Annotated in this window: 15 protein-coding genes; 6 read left to right on the forward strand and 9 right to left on the reverse strand. The window is 74.1% G+C overall.

The features are described from left to right. Positions 1-35: 35 nt before the first annotated feature. The 3 genes from ACFV3E_RS10765 to ACFV3E_RS10775 all read right to left on the reverse strand — a co-directional run bounded on the left by ACFV3E_RS10765 (position 36) and on the right by ACFV3E_RS10775 (position 2,885). Positions 36-1,277, reverse strand: a complete 1,242-nt coding sequence (locus ACFV3E_RS10765) for an HRDC domain-containing protein (protein WP_500534343.1) — start codon at positions 1,275-1,277, stop codon at positions 36-38. A 79-nt stretch (positions 1,278-1,356) separates the two neighbouring features. Next, positions 1,357-2,019: a response regulator transcription factor gene (locus ACFV3E_RS10770; protein WP_018563211.1), complete on the reverse strand. Its 663-nt coding sequence runs from the start codon at positions 2,017-2,019 to the stop codon at positions 1,357-1,359. Positions 2,020-2,234: 215 nt separating this feature from the next. Then, complete coding sequence (locus ACFV3E_RS10775) at positions 2,235-2,885, reverse strand: DUF3000 domain-containing protein (RefSeq protein ID WP_500365484.1); 651 nt, start codon at positions 2,883-2,885, stop codon at positions 2,235-2,237. 89 nt (positions 2,886-2,974) lie between these two features. On the opposite strand from ACFV3E_RS10775, the gene hemE reads away from it, so the two are divergent. Then, a complete protein-coding gene (gene hemE, locus ACFV3E_RS10780) occupies positions 2,975-4,018 on the forward strand; it encodes a uroporphyrinogen decarboxylase (RefSeq protein ID WP_500534344.1) in 1,044 nt (347 codons plus the stop codon). Positions 4,019-4,064: 46 nt separating this feature from the next. On the opposite strand, the gene ACFV3E_RS10785 is transcribed toward hemE, so the two are convergent. Further along, entirely contained in the window at positions 4,065-5,090 is a 1,026-nt protein-coding gene (locus ACFV3E_RS10785; RefSeq protein WP_500534345.1) for a DUF4349 domain-containing protein, read from the reverse strand. Between the two features lie 127 nt (positions 5,091-5,217). Between ACFV3E_RS10785 and hemG the strand changes: the two genes are divergently transcribed. Together hemG and hemQ are read left to right on the forward strand one after the other, a co-directional pair. Further along, on the forward strand, positions 5,218-6,663 hold the full coding sequence (hemG, locus tag ACFV3E_RS10790) for a protoporphyrinogen oxidase (RefSeq protein ID WP_500534346.1): 1,446 nt from the start codon (positions 5,218-5,220) through the stop codon (positions 6,661-6,663). A 4-nt stretch (positions 6,664-6,667) separates the two neighbouring features. Further along, positions 6,668-7,399: a hydrogen peroxide-dependent heme synthase gene (hemQ, locus tag ACFV3E_RS10795; RefSeq protein WP_500365478.1), complete on the forward strand. Its 732-nt coding sequence runs from the start codon at positions 6,668-6,670 to the stop codon at positions 7,397-7,399. Positions 7,400-7,590: 191 nt separating this feature from the next. Here the strand turns inward: hemQ and ACFV3E_RS10800 are convergent, their stop codons facing one another. The 5 genes from ACFV3E_RS10800 to ACFV3E_RS10820 all read right to left on the reverse strand — a co-directional run bounded on the left by ACFV3E_RS10800 (position 7,591) and on the right by ACFV3E_RS10820 (position 12,749). Continuing rightward, entirely contained in the window at positions 7,591-8,340 is a 750-nt protein-coding gene (locus ACFV3E_RS10800) for a TIGR04222 domain-containing membrane protein (RefSeq protein WP_500534347.1), read from the reverse strand. Between the two features lie 73 nt (positions 8,341-8,413). Next, on the reverse strand, positions 8,414-9,580 hold the full coding sequence (locus tag ACFV3E_RS10805) for a DUF1996 domain-containing protein (protein ID WP_500534348.1): 1,167 nt from the start codon (positions 9,578-9,580) through the stop codon (positions 8,414-8,416). A 14-nt stretch (positions 9,581-9,594) separates the two neighbouring features. Then, on the reverse strand, positions 9,595-10,332 hold the full coding sequence (locus tag ACFV3E_RS10810; protein ID WP_500534349.1) for a DUF4142 domain-containing protein: 738 nt from the start codon (positions 10,330-10,332) through the stop codon (positions 9,595-9,597). A 161-nt stretch (positions 10,333-10,493) separates the two neighbouring features. After that, positions 10,494-11,849, reverse strand: a complete 1,356-nt coding sequence (locus ACFV3E_RS10815) for an MbnB/TglH/ChrH family RiPP precursor modification enzyme (RefSeq protein ID WP_500534350.1) — start codon at positions 11,847-11,849, stop codon at positions 10,494-10,496. A gap of 93 nt (positions 11,850-11,942) precedes the next feature. Further along, positions 11,943-12,749, reverse strand: coding sequence for an aminoacyl-tRNA hydrolase (locus tag ACFV3E_RS10820; protein ID WP_500534351.1), 807 nt, complete (start codon positions 12,747-12,749; stop codon positions 11,943-11,945). Here ACFV3E_RS10820 and ACFV3E_RS10825 point away from each other — a divergent pair. From ACFV3E_RS10825 to ACFV3E_RS10835, 3 genes are read left to right on the forward strand one after another with little or no spacing between them, the layout of a single operon-like run. Then, positions 12,691-13,365 (forward strand): AIM24 family protein, encoded by a 675-nt coding sequence (locus tag ACFV3E_RS10825; RefSeq protein WP_500365468.1) that lies wholly within the window; start codon positions 12,691-12,693, stop codon positions 13,363-13,365. The two genes, ACFV3E_RS10820 and ACFV3E_RS10825, sit on opposite strands and share 59 nt — an antisense overlap. A 1-nt stretch (position 13,366) precedes the next feature. Next, positions 13,367-14,191 (forward strand): ABC transporter ATP-binding protein, encoded by an 825-nt coding sequence (locus tag ACFV3E_RS10830; RefSeq protein WP_500534352.1) that lies wholly within the window; start codon positions 13,367-13,369, stop codon positions 14,189-14,191. After that, positions 14,188-14,859, forward strand: coding sequence for an ABC transporter (locus tag ACFV3E_RS10835; RefSeq protein ID WP_500534353.1), 672 nt, complete (start codon positions 14,188-14,190; stop codon positions 14,857-14,859). Before ACFV3E_RS10830 ends, ACFV3E_RS10835 begins: the two co-directional genes overlap by 4 nt. Positions 14,860-14,999 lie beyond the last annotated feature (140 nt).

The following is a 14,999-nucleotide window of genomic DNA, read 5'->3' on the forward strand; positions in this document are numbered from 1 at the left end:
CACACAACAGGCGGCCGCGAGGGGCAACCCCCGGGCTACGCCGGAGGCGTTGCCGCGAGCGCCGCCGTGAGGATGGGCGTGGTGAGCTCGACCTGCCAGGGGCGCGCGCCGGCGTCCTGGAGGAAGGCCGACACGGACTCGGGGCTGCGGTCCCGCGGGGGCGCCCAGCACAGGCGGCGGACGGTGTCCGGGGTGATGAGGTTCTCCTGGGGGAGGTTCAGCTGGTCCGCCAGCGCGGAGACCGCCGCGCGGGCCGCGGAGAGCCGGGCCGCGGCGGCCGGGTCCTTGTCGGCCCAGGCGCGCGGGGGCGGGGGGCCGGTGTAGGCGGGGCCGGGCTGCGGGAGGTCGCGCTCGGGGATGCTGCGGGCGTGGTCGATCGCGGCCTGCCACTGCTCCAGCTGGCGCCGCCCCATGCGGTGCCCGAACCCGGGGAGCGCGGCCAGCGCGTGCGCGTTGGGGGTGGCCTCCAGCGACGCCGTGACGATCGCGGCGTCGGTGAGGACCCGGCCGGGGGAGACGTCCCGTTCGCGGGCGAGCCGGTCCCGGAGGTTCCACAGTTCGCGTACGACCGCCATCTGGCGGCGCCGGCGCACCTTGTGCATGCCGGAGGTGCGGCGCCAGGGGTCGACGCGGGGCGGGGGCGGCGGGGCCGCGGCGATGGCCGCGAACTCCTGCAGCGCCCACTCCAGCTTGCCCTGGGCGCGCAGTTCCTCCTCCAGCGCGTCGCGCAGGTCGACCAGGAGCTCGACGTCGAGCGCGGCGTACCGCAGCCACGGTTCGGGGAGCGGCCGGGTCGACCAGTCGACGGCGGAGTGGCCCTTCTCCAGGGCGTACCCGAGGACGTTCTCCACCATCGCGCCGAGCCCGACCCGGGCGAACCCGGCCAGGCGGCCGGCCAGCTCGGTGTCGAACAACCGGGCGGGTCGCATGCCCGCCTCGTCGAGGCACGGCAGGTCCTGCGTGGCGGCGTGCAGCACCCATTCCGTGCCGTCGAGCGCGGCGCTCAGCGCCGACAGGTCCGGACAGGCGACGGGGTCGATCAGCGCGGTCCCTGCCCCGGTGCGGCGCAGCTGGACCAGATAGGCCCGCTGACCGTAGCGGTAACCGGATGCGCGCTCGGCGTCGACGGCGACAGGTCCGGAGCCCGCGGCGAAAGCCGCGACGATGTCGGCGAAGGCCTCCGGGCTGGCGGTCACCGGCGGGATTCCCTCGCGCGGGTCCAGCAGCGGGACCGGCGCCGGGGGTGCTTCTGTTGCGGTCTCTCGGGCGTCGGTCACCAGTCAAGAGTATCTGTGTACAGCAGGCGCCCGCCGACGGAACGTTCCGTCGGCGGGCGCACGCGGGATATGACTTCGATCAGTGGATGATGCCGGTACGCAGCGCTACCGCGACCATGCCCGCACGGTCACCGGTGCCCAGCTTGCGGGCGATCCGGGCCAGGTGGCTCTTCACGGTCAGCGCCGACAGCCCCATGGAGACGCCGATCGCCTTGTTCGACTGGCCCTCCGCGACCAGTCGCAGCACCTCCACCTCGCGGCCGGACAGTTCGCGGTAGCCGCCGCCGTGGCCCGGTGCGCCCGGTGGGCGGCGCTGCAGCCGCTGGCCGGCCGGGCCGAGGGGTACGGCGCCGGGGCGGCCCGGGATGCCGAGGTTGGTGCGGGTGCCGGTGACGACGTAGCCCTTCACACCGCCCGCGAGGGCGTTGCGCACGGCACCGATGTCATCGGCGGCGGACAGGGCCAGGCCGTTGGGCCAGCCCGCCGCCCGGGTCTCGGCGAGCAGGGTCAGCCCGGAGCCGTCGGGGAGGTGTACGTCGGCGACGCAGATGTCTCGGGGGGTGCCCACCCGGGGCCTGGCTTCGGCGATGGAGGACGCCTCGATCACGTCGCGTACTCCGAGCGCCCACAAGTGGCGCGTGACGGTGGAACGTACGCGGGGATCGGCGACCACCACCATCGCCGTCGGCTTGTTGGGGCGGTAGGCGACCAGGCTTGTGGGGTGCTCGAGAAGAACCGACACCGGGCCTCCTGGGACATTGGCGGGAAGGGTCACAGGTTCCTTCGGCAGCAACTTCGCCCGGCTTTAGAGAATGATCACGACTTGTTTAGTAACAATTCCGGCAATTCGGACGCGCTGTCGACCAGGGTCGATCGAAGGTGTGAAGATCGCGGTCACCGGGTGTCAGACCTTGTTGACGGCGGTAAAGCGAATGGTCAGCGCGGGCGCGGCGACCCTCAGCGCGTCTGCTGCGGACCGCGCCGCTTCGGCAGCGGCACCACCGAGGGCCCGCCGCCCGGCGGGGGGCAGGAGGGGTCCGTGGGCGCCGGCGGCAGCCCCGCGCAGGTGCACACCAGGTCGCACCAGGCCGCCAGGTGGGTGGCCATGTCAGGTACCCCGCCGTTCACGGCGAGCGGCGTCCACGAGGCCCGGATCTCGATGCGGGTGGAGTCCTCCCGCCCGGCCAGGGCGCCGAAGTGGTGCGAGGAGCTGCGCGAGACCGTGCCGCCCGCCGCGGTGAAGGCCGCGCCGCGGCCCTCCAGCGCGCCGGTCAGCCACGACCAGCTCACCTCGGGCAGCAGCGGGTCCGCCGCGATCTCCGGCTCCAGTTCCGCCCGGACGAGGGTGACCAGCCGGAAGGCGCCGTGCCAGCCCTCCTGCCCGTCGGGGTCGTAGAGCAGCACCAGGCGCCCGTCCCCGATTTCCTCGTCGTCGACGACGACCGCCGCCTCCAGGGCGTACGCGTGCGGTGCCAGGCGCTTGGGCGGGGGCACCGGATCGAGCTCCACCTCGTGCCGTACCCGGGCGCGCAGCAGTGCGTCGACCGCGTGCTGGAACGGGAGGGGGGCGTCGTTCCCGTCCGAGAGGTGCCCATGAGCCGCTGCCATGCCCGGAAGCGTAGGCCGAAGGGGGCCCGCAGTGAGGGAGGACACCCGGTCGGGCGGGTCGCCCACTTGGCGCATGCGAAGATTCGGGGGTGAGTGCGCACCAGCAGACCGCTGCTTCCCCCTTCATCCTGGCGTGCCGGCGCCGGCCCGTGCCGCACACCCCCGTGTGGTTCATGCGCCAGGCCGGGCGCTCCCTCCCCGAGTACCTCAAGCTGCGCGAGGGCATCCCCATGCTCGAGTCGTGCATGCGGCCCGACCTCGTCACCGAGATCACGCTGCAGCCCGTACGGCGGCACAAGGTCGACGCGGCGATCTACTTCAGCGACATCGTGGTGCCGCTCAAGGCCATCGGGCTCGACCTCGACATCAAGCCGGGCGTCGGCCCGGTCGTCGAGCAGCCCATCCGCACCCGGGAGGACCTGCAGCGTCTGCGGCCGCTCGACCCGGACGACGTCAAGTACGTCACCGAGGCGATCGGCATGCTCACGGGTGAACTCGGCACGACGCCGCTCATCGGCTTCGCGGGCGCGCCCTTCACCCTGGCGAGCTACCTCGTCGAGGGCGGTCCGTCGCGCAACCACGAGCGCACCAAGGCCCTCATGTACGGCGAGCCCGAACTGTGGGCGGAGCTCCTGGACCGCCTCGCGGACATCACCTCGGAATTCCTGAAGGTGCAGATCGAGGCCGGCGCCAGCGCGGTGCAGCTCTTCGACTCCTGGGTCGGCGCGCTCGCCCCCGAGGACTACCGGCGCTACGTCATGCCCGCCTCCGTCAAGGTCTTCCGGGCCGTCGCGGACTACGGCGTGCCCCGCATCCACTTCGGCGTCGGCACCGGCGAGCTGCTCGGGCTCATGGGCGAGGCCGGCGCGGACGTGGTCGGCGTGGACTGGCGCGTCCCGCTGGACGAGGCCGCCCGCAGGGTCGGCCCCGGCAAGGCGCTCCAGGGCAACCTGGACCCCGCGGTGCTCTTCGCCCCGCGCGCGGCGGTGGAGAAGAAGACCCGCGAGGTCCTGTACTCGGCCGGAGCCGCCCCCGGCCACATCTTCAACCTGGGCCACGGCGTCCTGCCCACCACGGACCCCGACGCCCTGACCCGTCTCGTGGACTTCGTCCACACCGAGACGGCCCGCTGACGGCGGTGTCCCCGCGCCGCCCGGCGCGGGGACACCGGGTCCGCCGCTACTCCCGCGGCTGTGCCCCGCTGTCGCCCGCACCGATCGGCGCGGGCACGGTCACCGGCTGCGGGGGCGCGGCGACGGGACGCCGCGCGGGCAGCACCCGGCGCAGCAGCCGGAAGCCCAGGTAGCCGAGGAGGGCCAGGGCGGCGAACGGGGCCAGCACCGCGAGGGCGACCAGGAGGGCCCGCAGGGTCAGGTAGAAGGCGTGCCAGCCGCTGCCGAAGGCGCTGCCCACGGTGGCCCAGAAGCCGTCGTCGTCCTTCTCCGGCGCCTCCTTGACGGCCGGCTCCTGCACCTCCAGCGTGATCGTCGCCATCCCGGTCCGCTCCTTCAGCGAGGCCTGCTGGGCCTCGAGCGACTCCAGGTCGGCCTGGCGGGAGCTGAGTTCGCTCTCCAGGGAGACGATGTCGCTGAGCTTCGTCGCCCGGTCCATCAGCTCCCGTACCCGCGCCACGCTCGCCCGCTGCGTCTTGAGCCGGCTCTCGACGTCCACGACCTGGCCGGTGACGTCCTGGGCGTCCACCTTGCGGTTGCGGAGCGTGCCCAGCTCCGACAGGTCGCGCAGCACCCGGTCGTAGCCGTCCGGCGGCACGCGGAGCGTGATGGTGGAGTACTCGCGGCCGTCGTCGTCCAGGCTGGTGCTCTCGTTGCCGACGTAGCCGCCCGTCCCCTCCACGAGCGTGCGCGCCTTGGCCACGGCGCCGGAGACGTTCTTGGCCTCGACCGTCAGCGTTGCCGTGCGCACGATGTACGACTGCGCGAGGGTCGGGGTCCTTCCCGCCCCGGTACCGGCGCCCTTGCCGGTGGCGTTCTTCGCGTCGCCGTCCGCCTCGGTGGCCGCGGTCTGGGCGCCGGGCCGCTCGGCCAGGTCCGGTGCGGCGGCGCCCGCCTTGCTGCCCGCCTCGCTGGAACTGCTGTCGGTGCTGTTGTCGGCGCCGCAGCCGGTGAGCGTGAGGGCGGCGGCCAGGGCCAGGGCGCCGAGGACGGCGGCAAGTGGTCTGCGGGCGGTGGTGGTTGACGTGCTCACAGGGCGTCCCCCCGGGGTCGTTGCGTCTGTTGCCGATTCGACGCGGGGGGCGCGGGGCGGGTTGCGGGTGCGTGATCCCGAAGAGGTCACGGTTAGGGCTCGTTCCGGCGTCTGAGACAGTGGAGCCATGAGCAATACGCAGCCCCGGGCCGGGCATGTGGTGGTCGTGGGCGGCGGGGTCTCCGGACTCGCCGCGGCGCATTTCCTGCTGGAGGACGGCGTGGCACGGGTGACCGTGCTGGAGTCCTCCGGGCGCCTGGGCGGCAAGCTGTACGCGGACGAGATCGCGGGCGTCCCGGTCGACCTGGGCGCCGAGTCGATCCTGGCGCGCCGCCCCGAGGCGGTCGACCTGGCCCGCGCCGTCGGCCTCGGCGACGACCTGGAGGCGCCTGCCACGACGAACGCGGGCCTGTGGACGCGCGGCCGGCTGCGCCCCATGCCCAAGGGCGGCGTCATGGGCGTCCCCGGCGACCTCGGCGCGCTCGCCGCGTCCGGGGTGCTCTCGGCGGCCGGCCTCGCGCGGCTGCCGCTCGACCACGTCCTGCCCCGCACCAAGGTGGGCGAGGACGTGGCGGTGGGCGCCTACGTCGCCGCCCGGCTGGGCCACGAGGTCGTCGACCGGCTCGTCGAACCGCTGCTCGGCGGGGTGTACGCGGGCAACGCGTACGAGATCTCGCTGCGCGCCGCCATCCCGCAGCTGTACGAGGGCGCGCGCGGCGGCCGCTCGCTGATCGAGGCCGTCCGCGAGAGCCAGCGCAAGGCCGCCGCCGCGCGGCAGGACGGCACGGTCTTCGCCGGCATCCGCGGAGGCGTCGGGCGGCTCCCGGTCGCCGTCGCCGCGGCCTGCCGGGCCGCCGGTGCGCGCATCGAGACCGACGCCCCGGTGCGTACGCTGCGCCGCACCCCAGTCGGCTGGGAGGTCGCCTTCGACCACGACGGCACCCGCGAGACGCTTTCCGCGGACGCGGTCGTGCTCGCCGTGCCGGCCCCGGCCGCCGCCAAGCTGCTGGCCGCCGAGTCACCGGGCGCCGCCGCGGAGCTCTCGACGGTGGAGTACGCCAGTGTCGCCCTGGTCACCATGGCCTTCCGGCGCCGCGAGATCGCCCACGCGCTGCCCGGCAGCGGCTTCCTCGTCCCGCCGGTGGACGGGCGCACCATCAAGGCGTCCACGTTCTCCAGCCAGAAGTGGCACTGGAGCGGCGCCGCCGATGCGGACGTCTACGTCCTGCGCACCTCGATCGGCCGGCACGGCCAGGAGGCCGACCTCGCGTGGGACGACACCGACCTCGTCCGCCTCTCCCGCGAGGACCTCGGCGAGGCCGTCGGGCTCACCGCGGCCCCCGTCGCGGCCCGCGTCACCCGCTGGGACGGCGGCCTGCCGCAGTACCCGGTCGGCCACCTGGCCCGGGTCACGCGGCTGCGCGAGCACGTCGCGAAGCTGCCCGGCCTCGAGGTGTGCGGGGCCCTCTACGAGGGCGTCGGCATCCCTGCGTGCGTCGCGAGCGCGCGCGGCGCGGCCACGCAGGTCCTGGGCACCCTGCGGCAGGCTGCGGAACCGGACGCGGGACAATAGCCCCATGACCGACTCCACTGCATCCGCCGCCCCCGCCAAGGCCCCCAACGCCGGCAAGAAGGCCAAGGACCTCAACGAGGTCATCCGCTACACCCTCTGGTCGGTGTTCCGGCTGCGCGACGTCCTGCCCGACGACCGCACCCGCTACGCGGAGGAGGTGGAGGAGCTCTTCGAGCAGCTCGCCGAGAAGGACGTCACGGTCCGCGGCACGTACGACCTGTCGGGGCTGCGCGCCGACGCGGACGTCATGATCTGGTGGCACTCCGAGACCGCCGACGCCCTCCAGGACGCGTACAACCGCTTCCGCCGCACCATGCTGGGGCGCCTGCTGGAGCCCGTCTGGTCGAACATGGCCCTGCACCGCCCGGCGGAGTTCAACAAGAGCCACGTCCCCGCCTTCCTCGCCGACGAGACGGCCCGCGACTACGTCTCCGTCTACCCCTTCGTCCGCTCCTACGACTGGTACCTCCTCCCCGACGAGGACCGCCGCCGCATGCTGGCCGACCACGGCAAGATGGCGCGGGGCTACCCGGACGTGCGGGCGAACACGGTGGCGTCGTTCTCGCTGGGCGACTACGAGTGGATCTTGGCCTTCGAGGCGGACGAGCTGCACCGCATCGTGGACCTGATGCGTCATCTGCGGGCTTCGGAGGCGCGTATGCACGTCCGCGAGGAGGTGCCGTTCTACACCGGTCGTCGTAAGTCGGTGGCGGATCTGGTGGCGGGCCTGGCCTGAGGCCCGGCCCCGCGCGGGGGCTTTCCCGGGTGGCGGGTGCCGGGCGGAGTCCGGCGTGCCGGTCGAAGCCCGGGAGGCCCCTTGGGGCCGAGCGGTGCGAGGGCGGCCGTGGGGGAGGGGCCACCGGTCGTCGTAAGTCGGTGGCGGATCTGGTGGCGGGCCTGGCCTGAGGCCCGGCCCCGCGCGGTGCGTCAGCTCAGGGCGGCGCGGAGGGCGGGGTCGGAGAGGGCGGAGGGGCCCCGGACGGCGACGGCGGTGAGGAGCTGCCGGCGGTCGTCGGGGGCCGGGCCGTCGGGGACGTCGACGGCGCGCAGCAGCTCGCGGCCCGCGGGGGCGGCCCAGCGGGTGTAGGGGTGGATCTCGAAGCGCGCGATGGCCAGGCAGCCCAGGGTGACCAGCAGCGGGAGCGCGAACCAGGGCAGCAGGGACCGGCCCGCGGGGCTGAGGGTCGTCGCGGCGGCCAGCGTGACCAGGATGAGGGCGGAGGCCGCGCGGACCTCGCGGATGCCGGTGGAGATCGACTCCCGGGCCGCGGGAGGCATCGCGAGCCCCGCGTCGGCGAGGCCCTGCGCCAAGGCGCGGACCCCGTCGGAGGTCGCGTGCGCCGCGCGTATCGCGGGGACGGGGGCCTGCCCCTCGGGGCCGGTGGCGGCGATCAGGGAGCGCTCGATGGCGTCCCGGCCGTCCGGGTCGACGACGGTCGCCCAGCCGGTCCTGGCGAGCAGCAGACGCCGTTCGCGCCCCATCGTGACCATCGCCAGTTCGGTGACCCGGCGTGGTCCGCCGGACAGGAAGGCCATCTCGTAGAGCCCGAGCGCGTGGTCGGCGGCCGGTGCGGCGGCCCCGTCAGGCAGATCGGCCGCGGCGACCGCCGCCCTGCACAGGCGTGTGCAGGAGGCGATCGCCGCGGCCCAGGCCACGAGGAGGAAGAGCATCCACATGGAGGAGTTGTAGCCGACCCCCGTGGGGGTCCGCCCGCGGTTTACCGAATCGGGGGCGGCGCGGGCTACCGCGTCAGCCGCAGTTGCGGTTGCCGTTGATGCAGCTGACGACCTGGTTCATCAGGCGCGTCGGCATGAAGTTGGCGAAGTCCGCGTGGTCCGTGACCGGCTTGTGCTGCTGCTCGGGGAAGCTGTCGAGCGCGTAGTTCGGGCCCTGCGGCACCTTGTAGGTGAGCCGCATCTTCAGCTGGGGGACGGCCTTGAAGCCGGCCTGGCACTGCCCGGCACCGTCGGGGAAGACGATGTGCGTGCGGTGGTTGGCGCTGTCGGCGTTGGTCCCGTCCCAGCAGCTGGGGAAGTTCAGCGTGCGGACCACCCGGCTGCCCTGCGGGCACAGCGGGTACTTGTCGGTGAGCTGGCGGTTCTCGAAGCCGGTGCAGCTCCACGACGCCTTGGCGTTGGCGACGCCGTTGGTGAAGGACTTGGCGTCACCCATGATGATCCGCAGCGTGGACGGCATCGCCACCACCTTGGCCCTCGGGTTGCCCCCGAAGAGCAGCTGCACCGAGGTGGCCTGCAGGATGGTGCCGGTGTTGCCGTCGGCGTCCGGCGCGTCGTTGGCGGAGCGGGTGCGCAGCACCGGCCAGAAGTACGCCGACTTGTCCCCGCGGGCGCAGGTGGTGCCGGCCGCGGCCAGGGACTCGTTGGTCGAGAAGCCGTCGGTGCTCAGGTTGCCGACGTAGTCGTGGACGTGGTGCGCGCCGTTGGCGACGCCGGGGGCCACGATGAAGTTGTCGGGGTTGTGGTGCTTGTTCTCGTTGCGGCCGCAGCGCGCCGTGAACGTGCCGCGCGAGGCGCCCCGCTGGTTCGCCGCCCGCTGGACGTTGGGCTGGACGGAGCGGATGTCGGCGAAGTCCTCGGGGGAGGGGCCGTTGGTCTGCGAGCCGCCGCCGGCGGGCGCGGACGCGGAGGCCGAGGCGGACGCGGAGGGGGCCGCGGAGGGGGCCGCGGAGGGGGCCGTGGAGCCGTTCTGGCCCCCGTTGTCCGCCTTGGTGCTGTTCCCCGGGCTGGGGCTCTGCCAGCCGCCCGAGTGACCGGAGTTGGACCGCCAGTGGGCCGAGGCCGAACCGGTGACCAGGGCGAAGGTGCCGCCGGAGCCGAGCAGTGCCAGCACGGCTATCAGCACGAGTTGCTTGGTGCTCAACCTGCGCCGGTGGTTCATGTGTTGTCGTGTGGGCATCGGATCGCTCATTTCTACTGCGACGGCTGGGGGGACGAAGCCGCTGGGGGAAGTGAGTACGTCGGGGACGGGGTGACGATGAAGGTCGGCTCACCGGGAGCAGGGGAGACCGGCACCGCCGCACCGGGGTTGGTGGGGCTGGCGGTCGTGTCCACGGCGACCTGGTCGAAGTTGACCAGGCCGGTCTTCTCCAGGACGGTGATGTGGTCGAGCACCGTCGCGTTCGCCTGGTCGGCCAGTTCGCGCACCAGCGAATTGCGGGTGGTGGCGCGTACCTGGGCCACGACCGAGAACACCTGGCCGTGGGCGAGCCTCAGGATGTTCGCGAACTTCTGGTCGAAATCCGGTCCGGTCGCCGCGGACATGGTGGCCAGAAAGCCCATTTGCTGTGCTGTGGGCTGGTTGGGCAGGGGGATGCCCAATTGGGGCGCGATCGTGCGGCACGTCGAATCGAGGTTCGTGTGCCCGTCGATCAGGTGCTGCCCCGCGCGCTTGACCGCAGGCGTCGTCCCCTTCTGCAGGGCCATCTGCCCGGCGGGGAACTCCCACAGGCCGGCCAGCCGGACCTTGGTGACGAAGGTGCGGTCCAGCTGGGTGAGCGGACCGTACTGCGTGGACACGGTCTGGGCGCCGGCCGCGGTCACGGCGGGGCTGTTCAGCCCGGACATGACGGGGTAGGCCAGCGCGGCGAGCGTGACCACGAGAGCCCCGACCACGAGGCTGAGTCCGGTGGCGTAACGGGTGGATCGCATGGGACCGCACGTTAGTGCGTTTGAAGCGTCCAGGGCGAGGAACTGTCACGTATTCGCGAATTCCAGGAATCCGGACCCGGTCCTTGATACGTTGTTGCCTTTTCGCGCCCGATGGGCCCCGCCGCCATTCCCTTCGCAGGTGGGAGGCCCTTGGAAAAAGATTATGGCAGCTTTGAACGGAGCGCGTCCCGCATACGTATGAATACGTGTGAGGGCTGTCGCGGCGCCGGGAAAACCCTTCCGCGCAGACGCTGCCGCCAGGCCGGGAGCGGTGCCGGGCCGGAGCGTTCGCGCCACCACGCGGCCAGCCGCCTGGTGACCGCGGGGTCGTGCGGGTCGTCCCCGTCGAGGACGTACGCGGCGAAGGCCATGGCGTCGCGGCGGTGGCCCCCGTCGAGCGGCCGCCGCGCGGCGTAGCGCAGGAACTGCGGCCGGTACGCGGCCCCCAGGATCTCCGGCAGCTCCGGCGCCACCTTGGCGACGATGCCGGCGCGCTTGGCGGCCAGCGCGCGGCTCTGCACACCGATCCGGGTCCGGTCGAAGCCCTCCGGCACCGGCGTCCCGGCCACGAGCGCCGACAACAGCGCGGTCTGGCGCAGTGCGAGGCGCTGACGGGCCGCCCCGGGCGCCGCGGCGACCCCTGCGGGCACGGCCGGCGGCACGTCCGTCCGCCCGCCCGTGCCCGCGTCCACCACGCGGCGTATCGCGGCCAGTTCGCGGGCCAGTTCGCCGCCGGCGGGGAAGTCGTCGTCGCGCTCCAGCAGCACGCCGGGCGGGCAGGCCCGCTCGTACAGCGCCGCCAGCACGTCCAGCACGGCCTCGGGGACGGGGTGCGCGTGGCTGTCGTGCCACACGCCGTCCCTCTCGACACCGCCCGCCACGTGGACGTAGGCGATGGCGTGCACAGGCAGCGCGTCGAGTGCGGCGAGGGGGTCCTCGCCGCGGTTGACGTGGTTGGTGTGCAGGTTGGCGACGTCGATCAGCAGGCGCACCCCGGTCCGCTCGACGAGTTCGGCGAGGAAGGCACCCTCGCTCATCTCCTCGTCCGGCCAGGCCATCAGCGCCGCGATGTTCTCCAGCGCGAGCGGCACCGGCAGCGCGTCCTGCGCGATGCGCACGTTCTCGCACAGGACGTCCAGCGCGTCCCGGGTCCGCGGCACGGGCAGCAGGTGCCCCGCCTCCAGGTGCGCCGAGCCCGTCAGCTCCCCGCCGCCGCGCACGAAGGCGATGTGCTCGGTGACCAGCGGGGCGCCCAGCGCCTCCGCGCGCTGCGCGAGCGCGGCCAGCCGGTCCGCGCCGGGCCGCTCGGCGCCCCCGAGGCCGAGCGAGACACCGTGCGGGACGACCGTGACACCGCGCTCGCGCAGCCGCAGCAGGGAGTCGGGGAGATGGCCCGGGCACACGTTCTCGGCGACCGCCTCGACCCAGTCGACACGGCCGGCCTCCGCCAGGGCCTCGACCGCCGCCGCGATCTCCGGCCGCCAGCCGATGCCCGTGCCCAGATACGAGTGCTCCATGCGCCCCCCTTCCTCCTGCCGGGGTTCTGGCCCCGCGCAGGGCGGGTGAACCCCGCGGGGGCGGGTTTCAGAGCTTGATTTGAGCTTGGCGCCTCAGCGGCGCAGCGCCGGGTGGTCCGCCACGACGGTGCACGACCCCGGGGCGATCTCGGTGAACCCGGCATCCCGCACCACGGGCAGCCCGGAGGCGGTGAGCGCCTCCCAGCCGGCCTGCGGCGCCGTGCGCACGGCCAGCGGGAATCCGGCGTCGCGCCACTGTGCGCGCTCGGCGGGGGGCAGTGCGAGCCAGGCGAGCTGGGCGCCGTGCCCGGCCTGTGCCATGGCCTTGCCGGCCGACATCTGCACCCCGGGGTTGAGCCAGAGCACCGGCGTCCCGCTCTCCGGCCCGGCGGGCGGCTCCGGGTCCTCCAGTTCCGTCCCGGACACCTGCAGCCGCGCCAGGTCCTTGGGCCAGCCGTCCAGCGGCACCGGCGGGAAGACCCGGACCTCGGCCGACTTGCCGGTGACGGTGATGCCGGGCAGTGCCTCGGCCCGCAGCCACTCGGCGCCGCGCGCCCGCCGTACGACCTTGCGGATGCGGGCGTCCTCCCAGCCCCGTACCGCCCCGGCCCACTCCCCGTCCCCGGCGGTGGCGCGCTCGTCGGAGCGCAACAGGAGCACGGCGCGGGCGGCCGTCTCCAGCGCGTCGGTCCGCGCCGGCGGGGCGGTCCGCTCGATGCGGACGACCAGGGGGAGGACGAACTGGGGAGCGGCGTCGCGAGGATCGGTTGTCACCTCGACAGTCTGCCACCCGCCCCGCAAGAGCTTGTCGGAGCCGATCCCTCCGGGCCAGGATGCCGGGGTGCACAGCGACCTCTTCGCGACCGAGAACACGGCGCAGCCGGCCACCGAGCCCGGCATGACCCTCCAGAACGCCAAGTCGATCAAGTACGCGGTGAACGGCGAGTGCCTGGCGCGCCAGGGCTCGATGATCGCCTTCCGCGGCAACCTGCAGTTCGAGGTGAAGGGGCAGGGCGTCGGCAAGTTCCTCAAGCGCGCCTTCACCGGTGAGGGCCTGCCGCTGATGTCGGTGCGCGGCCAGGGCGAGGCCTGGTTCGCGCACGAGGCCGCCAACTGCTTCGTCATCGACCTCGACCCCGGCGACAGCCTCACCATCAACGGCCGCAACGTGCTGGTCTTCGACTCGACGCTCTCCTACGAGATAAAGGTCGTGAAGGGCGCGGGCATGGCCGGCGGCGGCCTGTTCAACAGCGTCTTCACCGGGCACGGCCGCCTCGGCGTGATGTGCGAGGGCACCCCGATCGTCATCCCGGTCACCCCGCAGGCCCCGGTGTACGTCGACACCGACGCGGTCGTCGGCTGGAGCGCCCAGCTGCAGACCTCCCTGCACCGCTCGCAGAGCTTCGGCTCGATGCTGCGCGGCGGCTCGGGCGAGGCCGTGCAGCTGATGCTGCAGGGGGAGGGCTTCGTCATCGTCCGGCCCAGCGAGTCCACACCCCACCAGCCGTCCAACTGACGTGCGGCTGGAGGCGGTCGGCCGCCGGTACGGGGCGCGCGGACCCTGGGTGCTGCGCGGCGTCGACCTCGACGTGCCCGGGGGACGGGTGCTGCGCGTCGAGGGGGCGAACGGCAGCGGCAAGTCCACGGTCCTGCGGATCCTCGCCGGCATCGACCGCCCCACCACGGGCCGGGTCAGCGGGCGCCCGCGCACCGCGTACGTGCCCGAGCGGTTCCCGCCGGCACTGCCCTTCGACGCGCACGGCTACCTCGTGCACCTGGGGCGGGTGCACGGGCTCGGCGGCGCCGCCGCCGCCCGGCGGGCCGCGGAGTGGCTGGAGTGCTTCGGCATCGCCGGGTACGCCCGGATCCCGCTCGCCGAGCTGTCCAAGGGCACCTGCCAGAAGGTCGCTGTGGCCCAGGCGCTGGTGGCAGAGCCGGAACTCCTCGTCCTCGACGAGGCGTGGACGGGGCTCGACCGGGACGCGCGCACCGTCCTGGACGACGCCGTGCGCGCCCGGAGCGCCGCCGGCGGCACCGTCGTCTTCGTCGACCACGACCCGCGCCGGCTGGCCGGCGACACCACGGAGGTCCACCGCGTCGAGGACGCCCGGCTCGTGCCGGTGCCCCTGGACGCCGCCGCCGGGCCGCGCGTCGTCATCGAGGCGACCGGCGGCGGGGAGCCGCCGGCCGGGCTCGCGTACGAGCCCGCCGCGCCCGGCACGCTCCGGGTGACCGTCCCCGTCGCCGGGTCCGACGCCGTCCTGCGGCGGCTGCTCGCCGCGGCCCCGCCCTGGCACATCCGCGCGGTCCGCCCCGCGGAGCCGCCCACGGAGTCCTCATGACCGCACTGCTGCACTACCGGATCTCCCTGCTCCTGCGGTCCTTCCGCTGGCTGCCGCCGCTCCTGCTCCACCTGGCCGTCATGGGGATCGGGCTGGCCGGGGGCCCGCAGCCGCTGCTGGACTCCCTCGGCTGGAGCGCCGCCGCGCTGCTCCCGGCCGCGGCCTGGCTGGTGCGGGTCAGCGTGACGGCCGAGCCGCCGGCCGCCCGCGCCTGCGTGGCGGCCGCCACCGGGCCGGGGCGGGCCCACACGGCGGGCGTCCTGGCGGCGCTGCTGTGCTCGGTGGTGCTGGGCACCGCGGGCACCGCCGTGGTGCTCGGCATCGCCGACCCCCGCACCACGGACCACCTGAAGGCCATCCCGGTGGTCCCGGCGGCCGTGGCCGGTCTCCTGGCCGCCCTGGTGACCGCGCTGCTCGGCACCGCCGTCGGCGCCCTCACCAACCCCCCGGTGCTGCTCCGCCCCGGATGGGCGGTGCCCGTCACGGCCCTCACCGCGGTCCTGGTCCTCGTCGCCGCCGGATCGCCCGCGAACGCGGCGGTCACCGGGCTCGTCACCGGTTCCCGTACCGGCGCGGTCCCGTTCCCGCTGGTGCCCCTCCTGCTCGCGGCGCTCGCCGCCGCGGGCGCCGGCTGGCTCGCGGCGACGCTCAGCGCGCGCCGGGGCTAGCTAGCGGCCCGGGTGTCCTGGCCAGGGTCACAAACGGCGAGCCGCGCCGGCAGCTGTACGCGGCCGACCGTTGAGTGTGCGGCGACGAGGCCCTGGGGATCCACGGCTTTGAGAACCCATCCCTCGAACGTCCCGCCCAC

Origin of the sequence: Streptomyces sp. NPDC059718, from assembly GCF_042733315.1 — a bacterium.
In the GTDB taxonomy this organism is placed as follows: domain Bacteria; phylum Actinomycetota; class Actinomycetes; order Streptomycetales; family Streptomycetaceae; genus Actinacidiphila.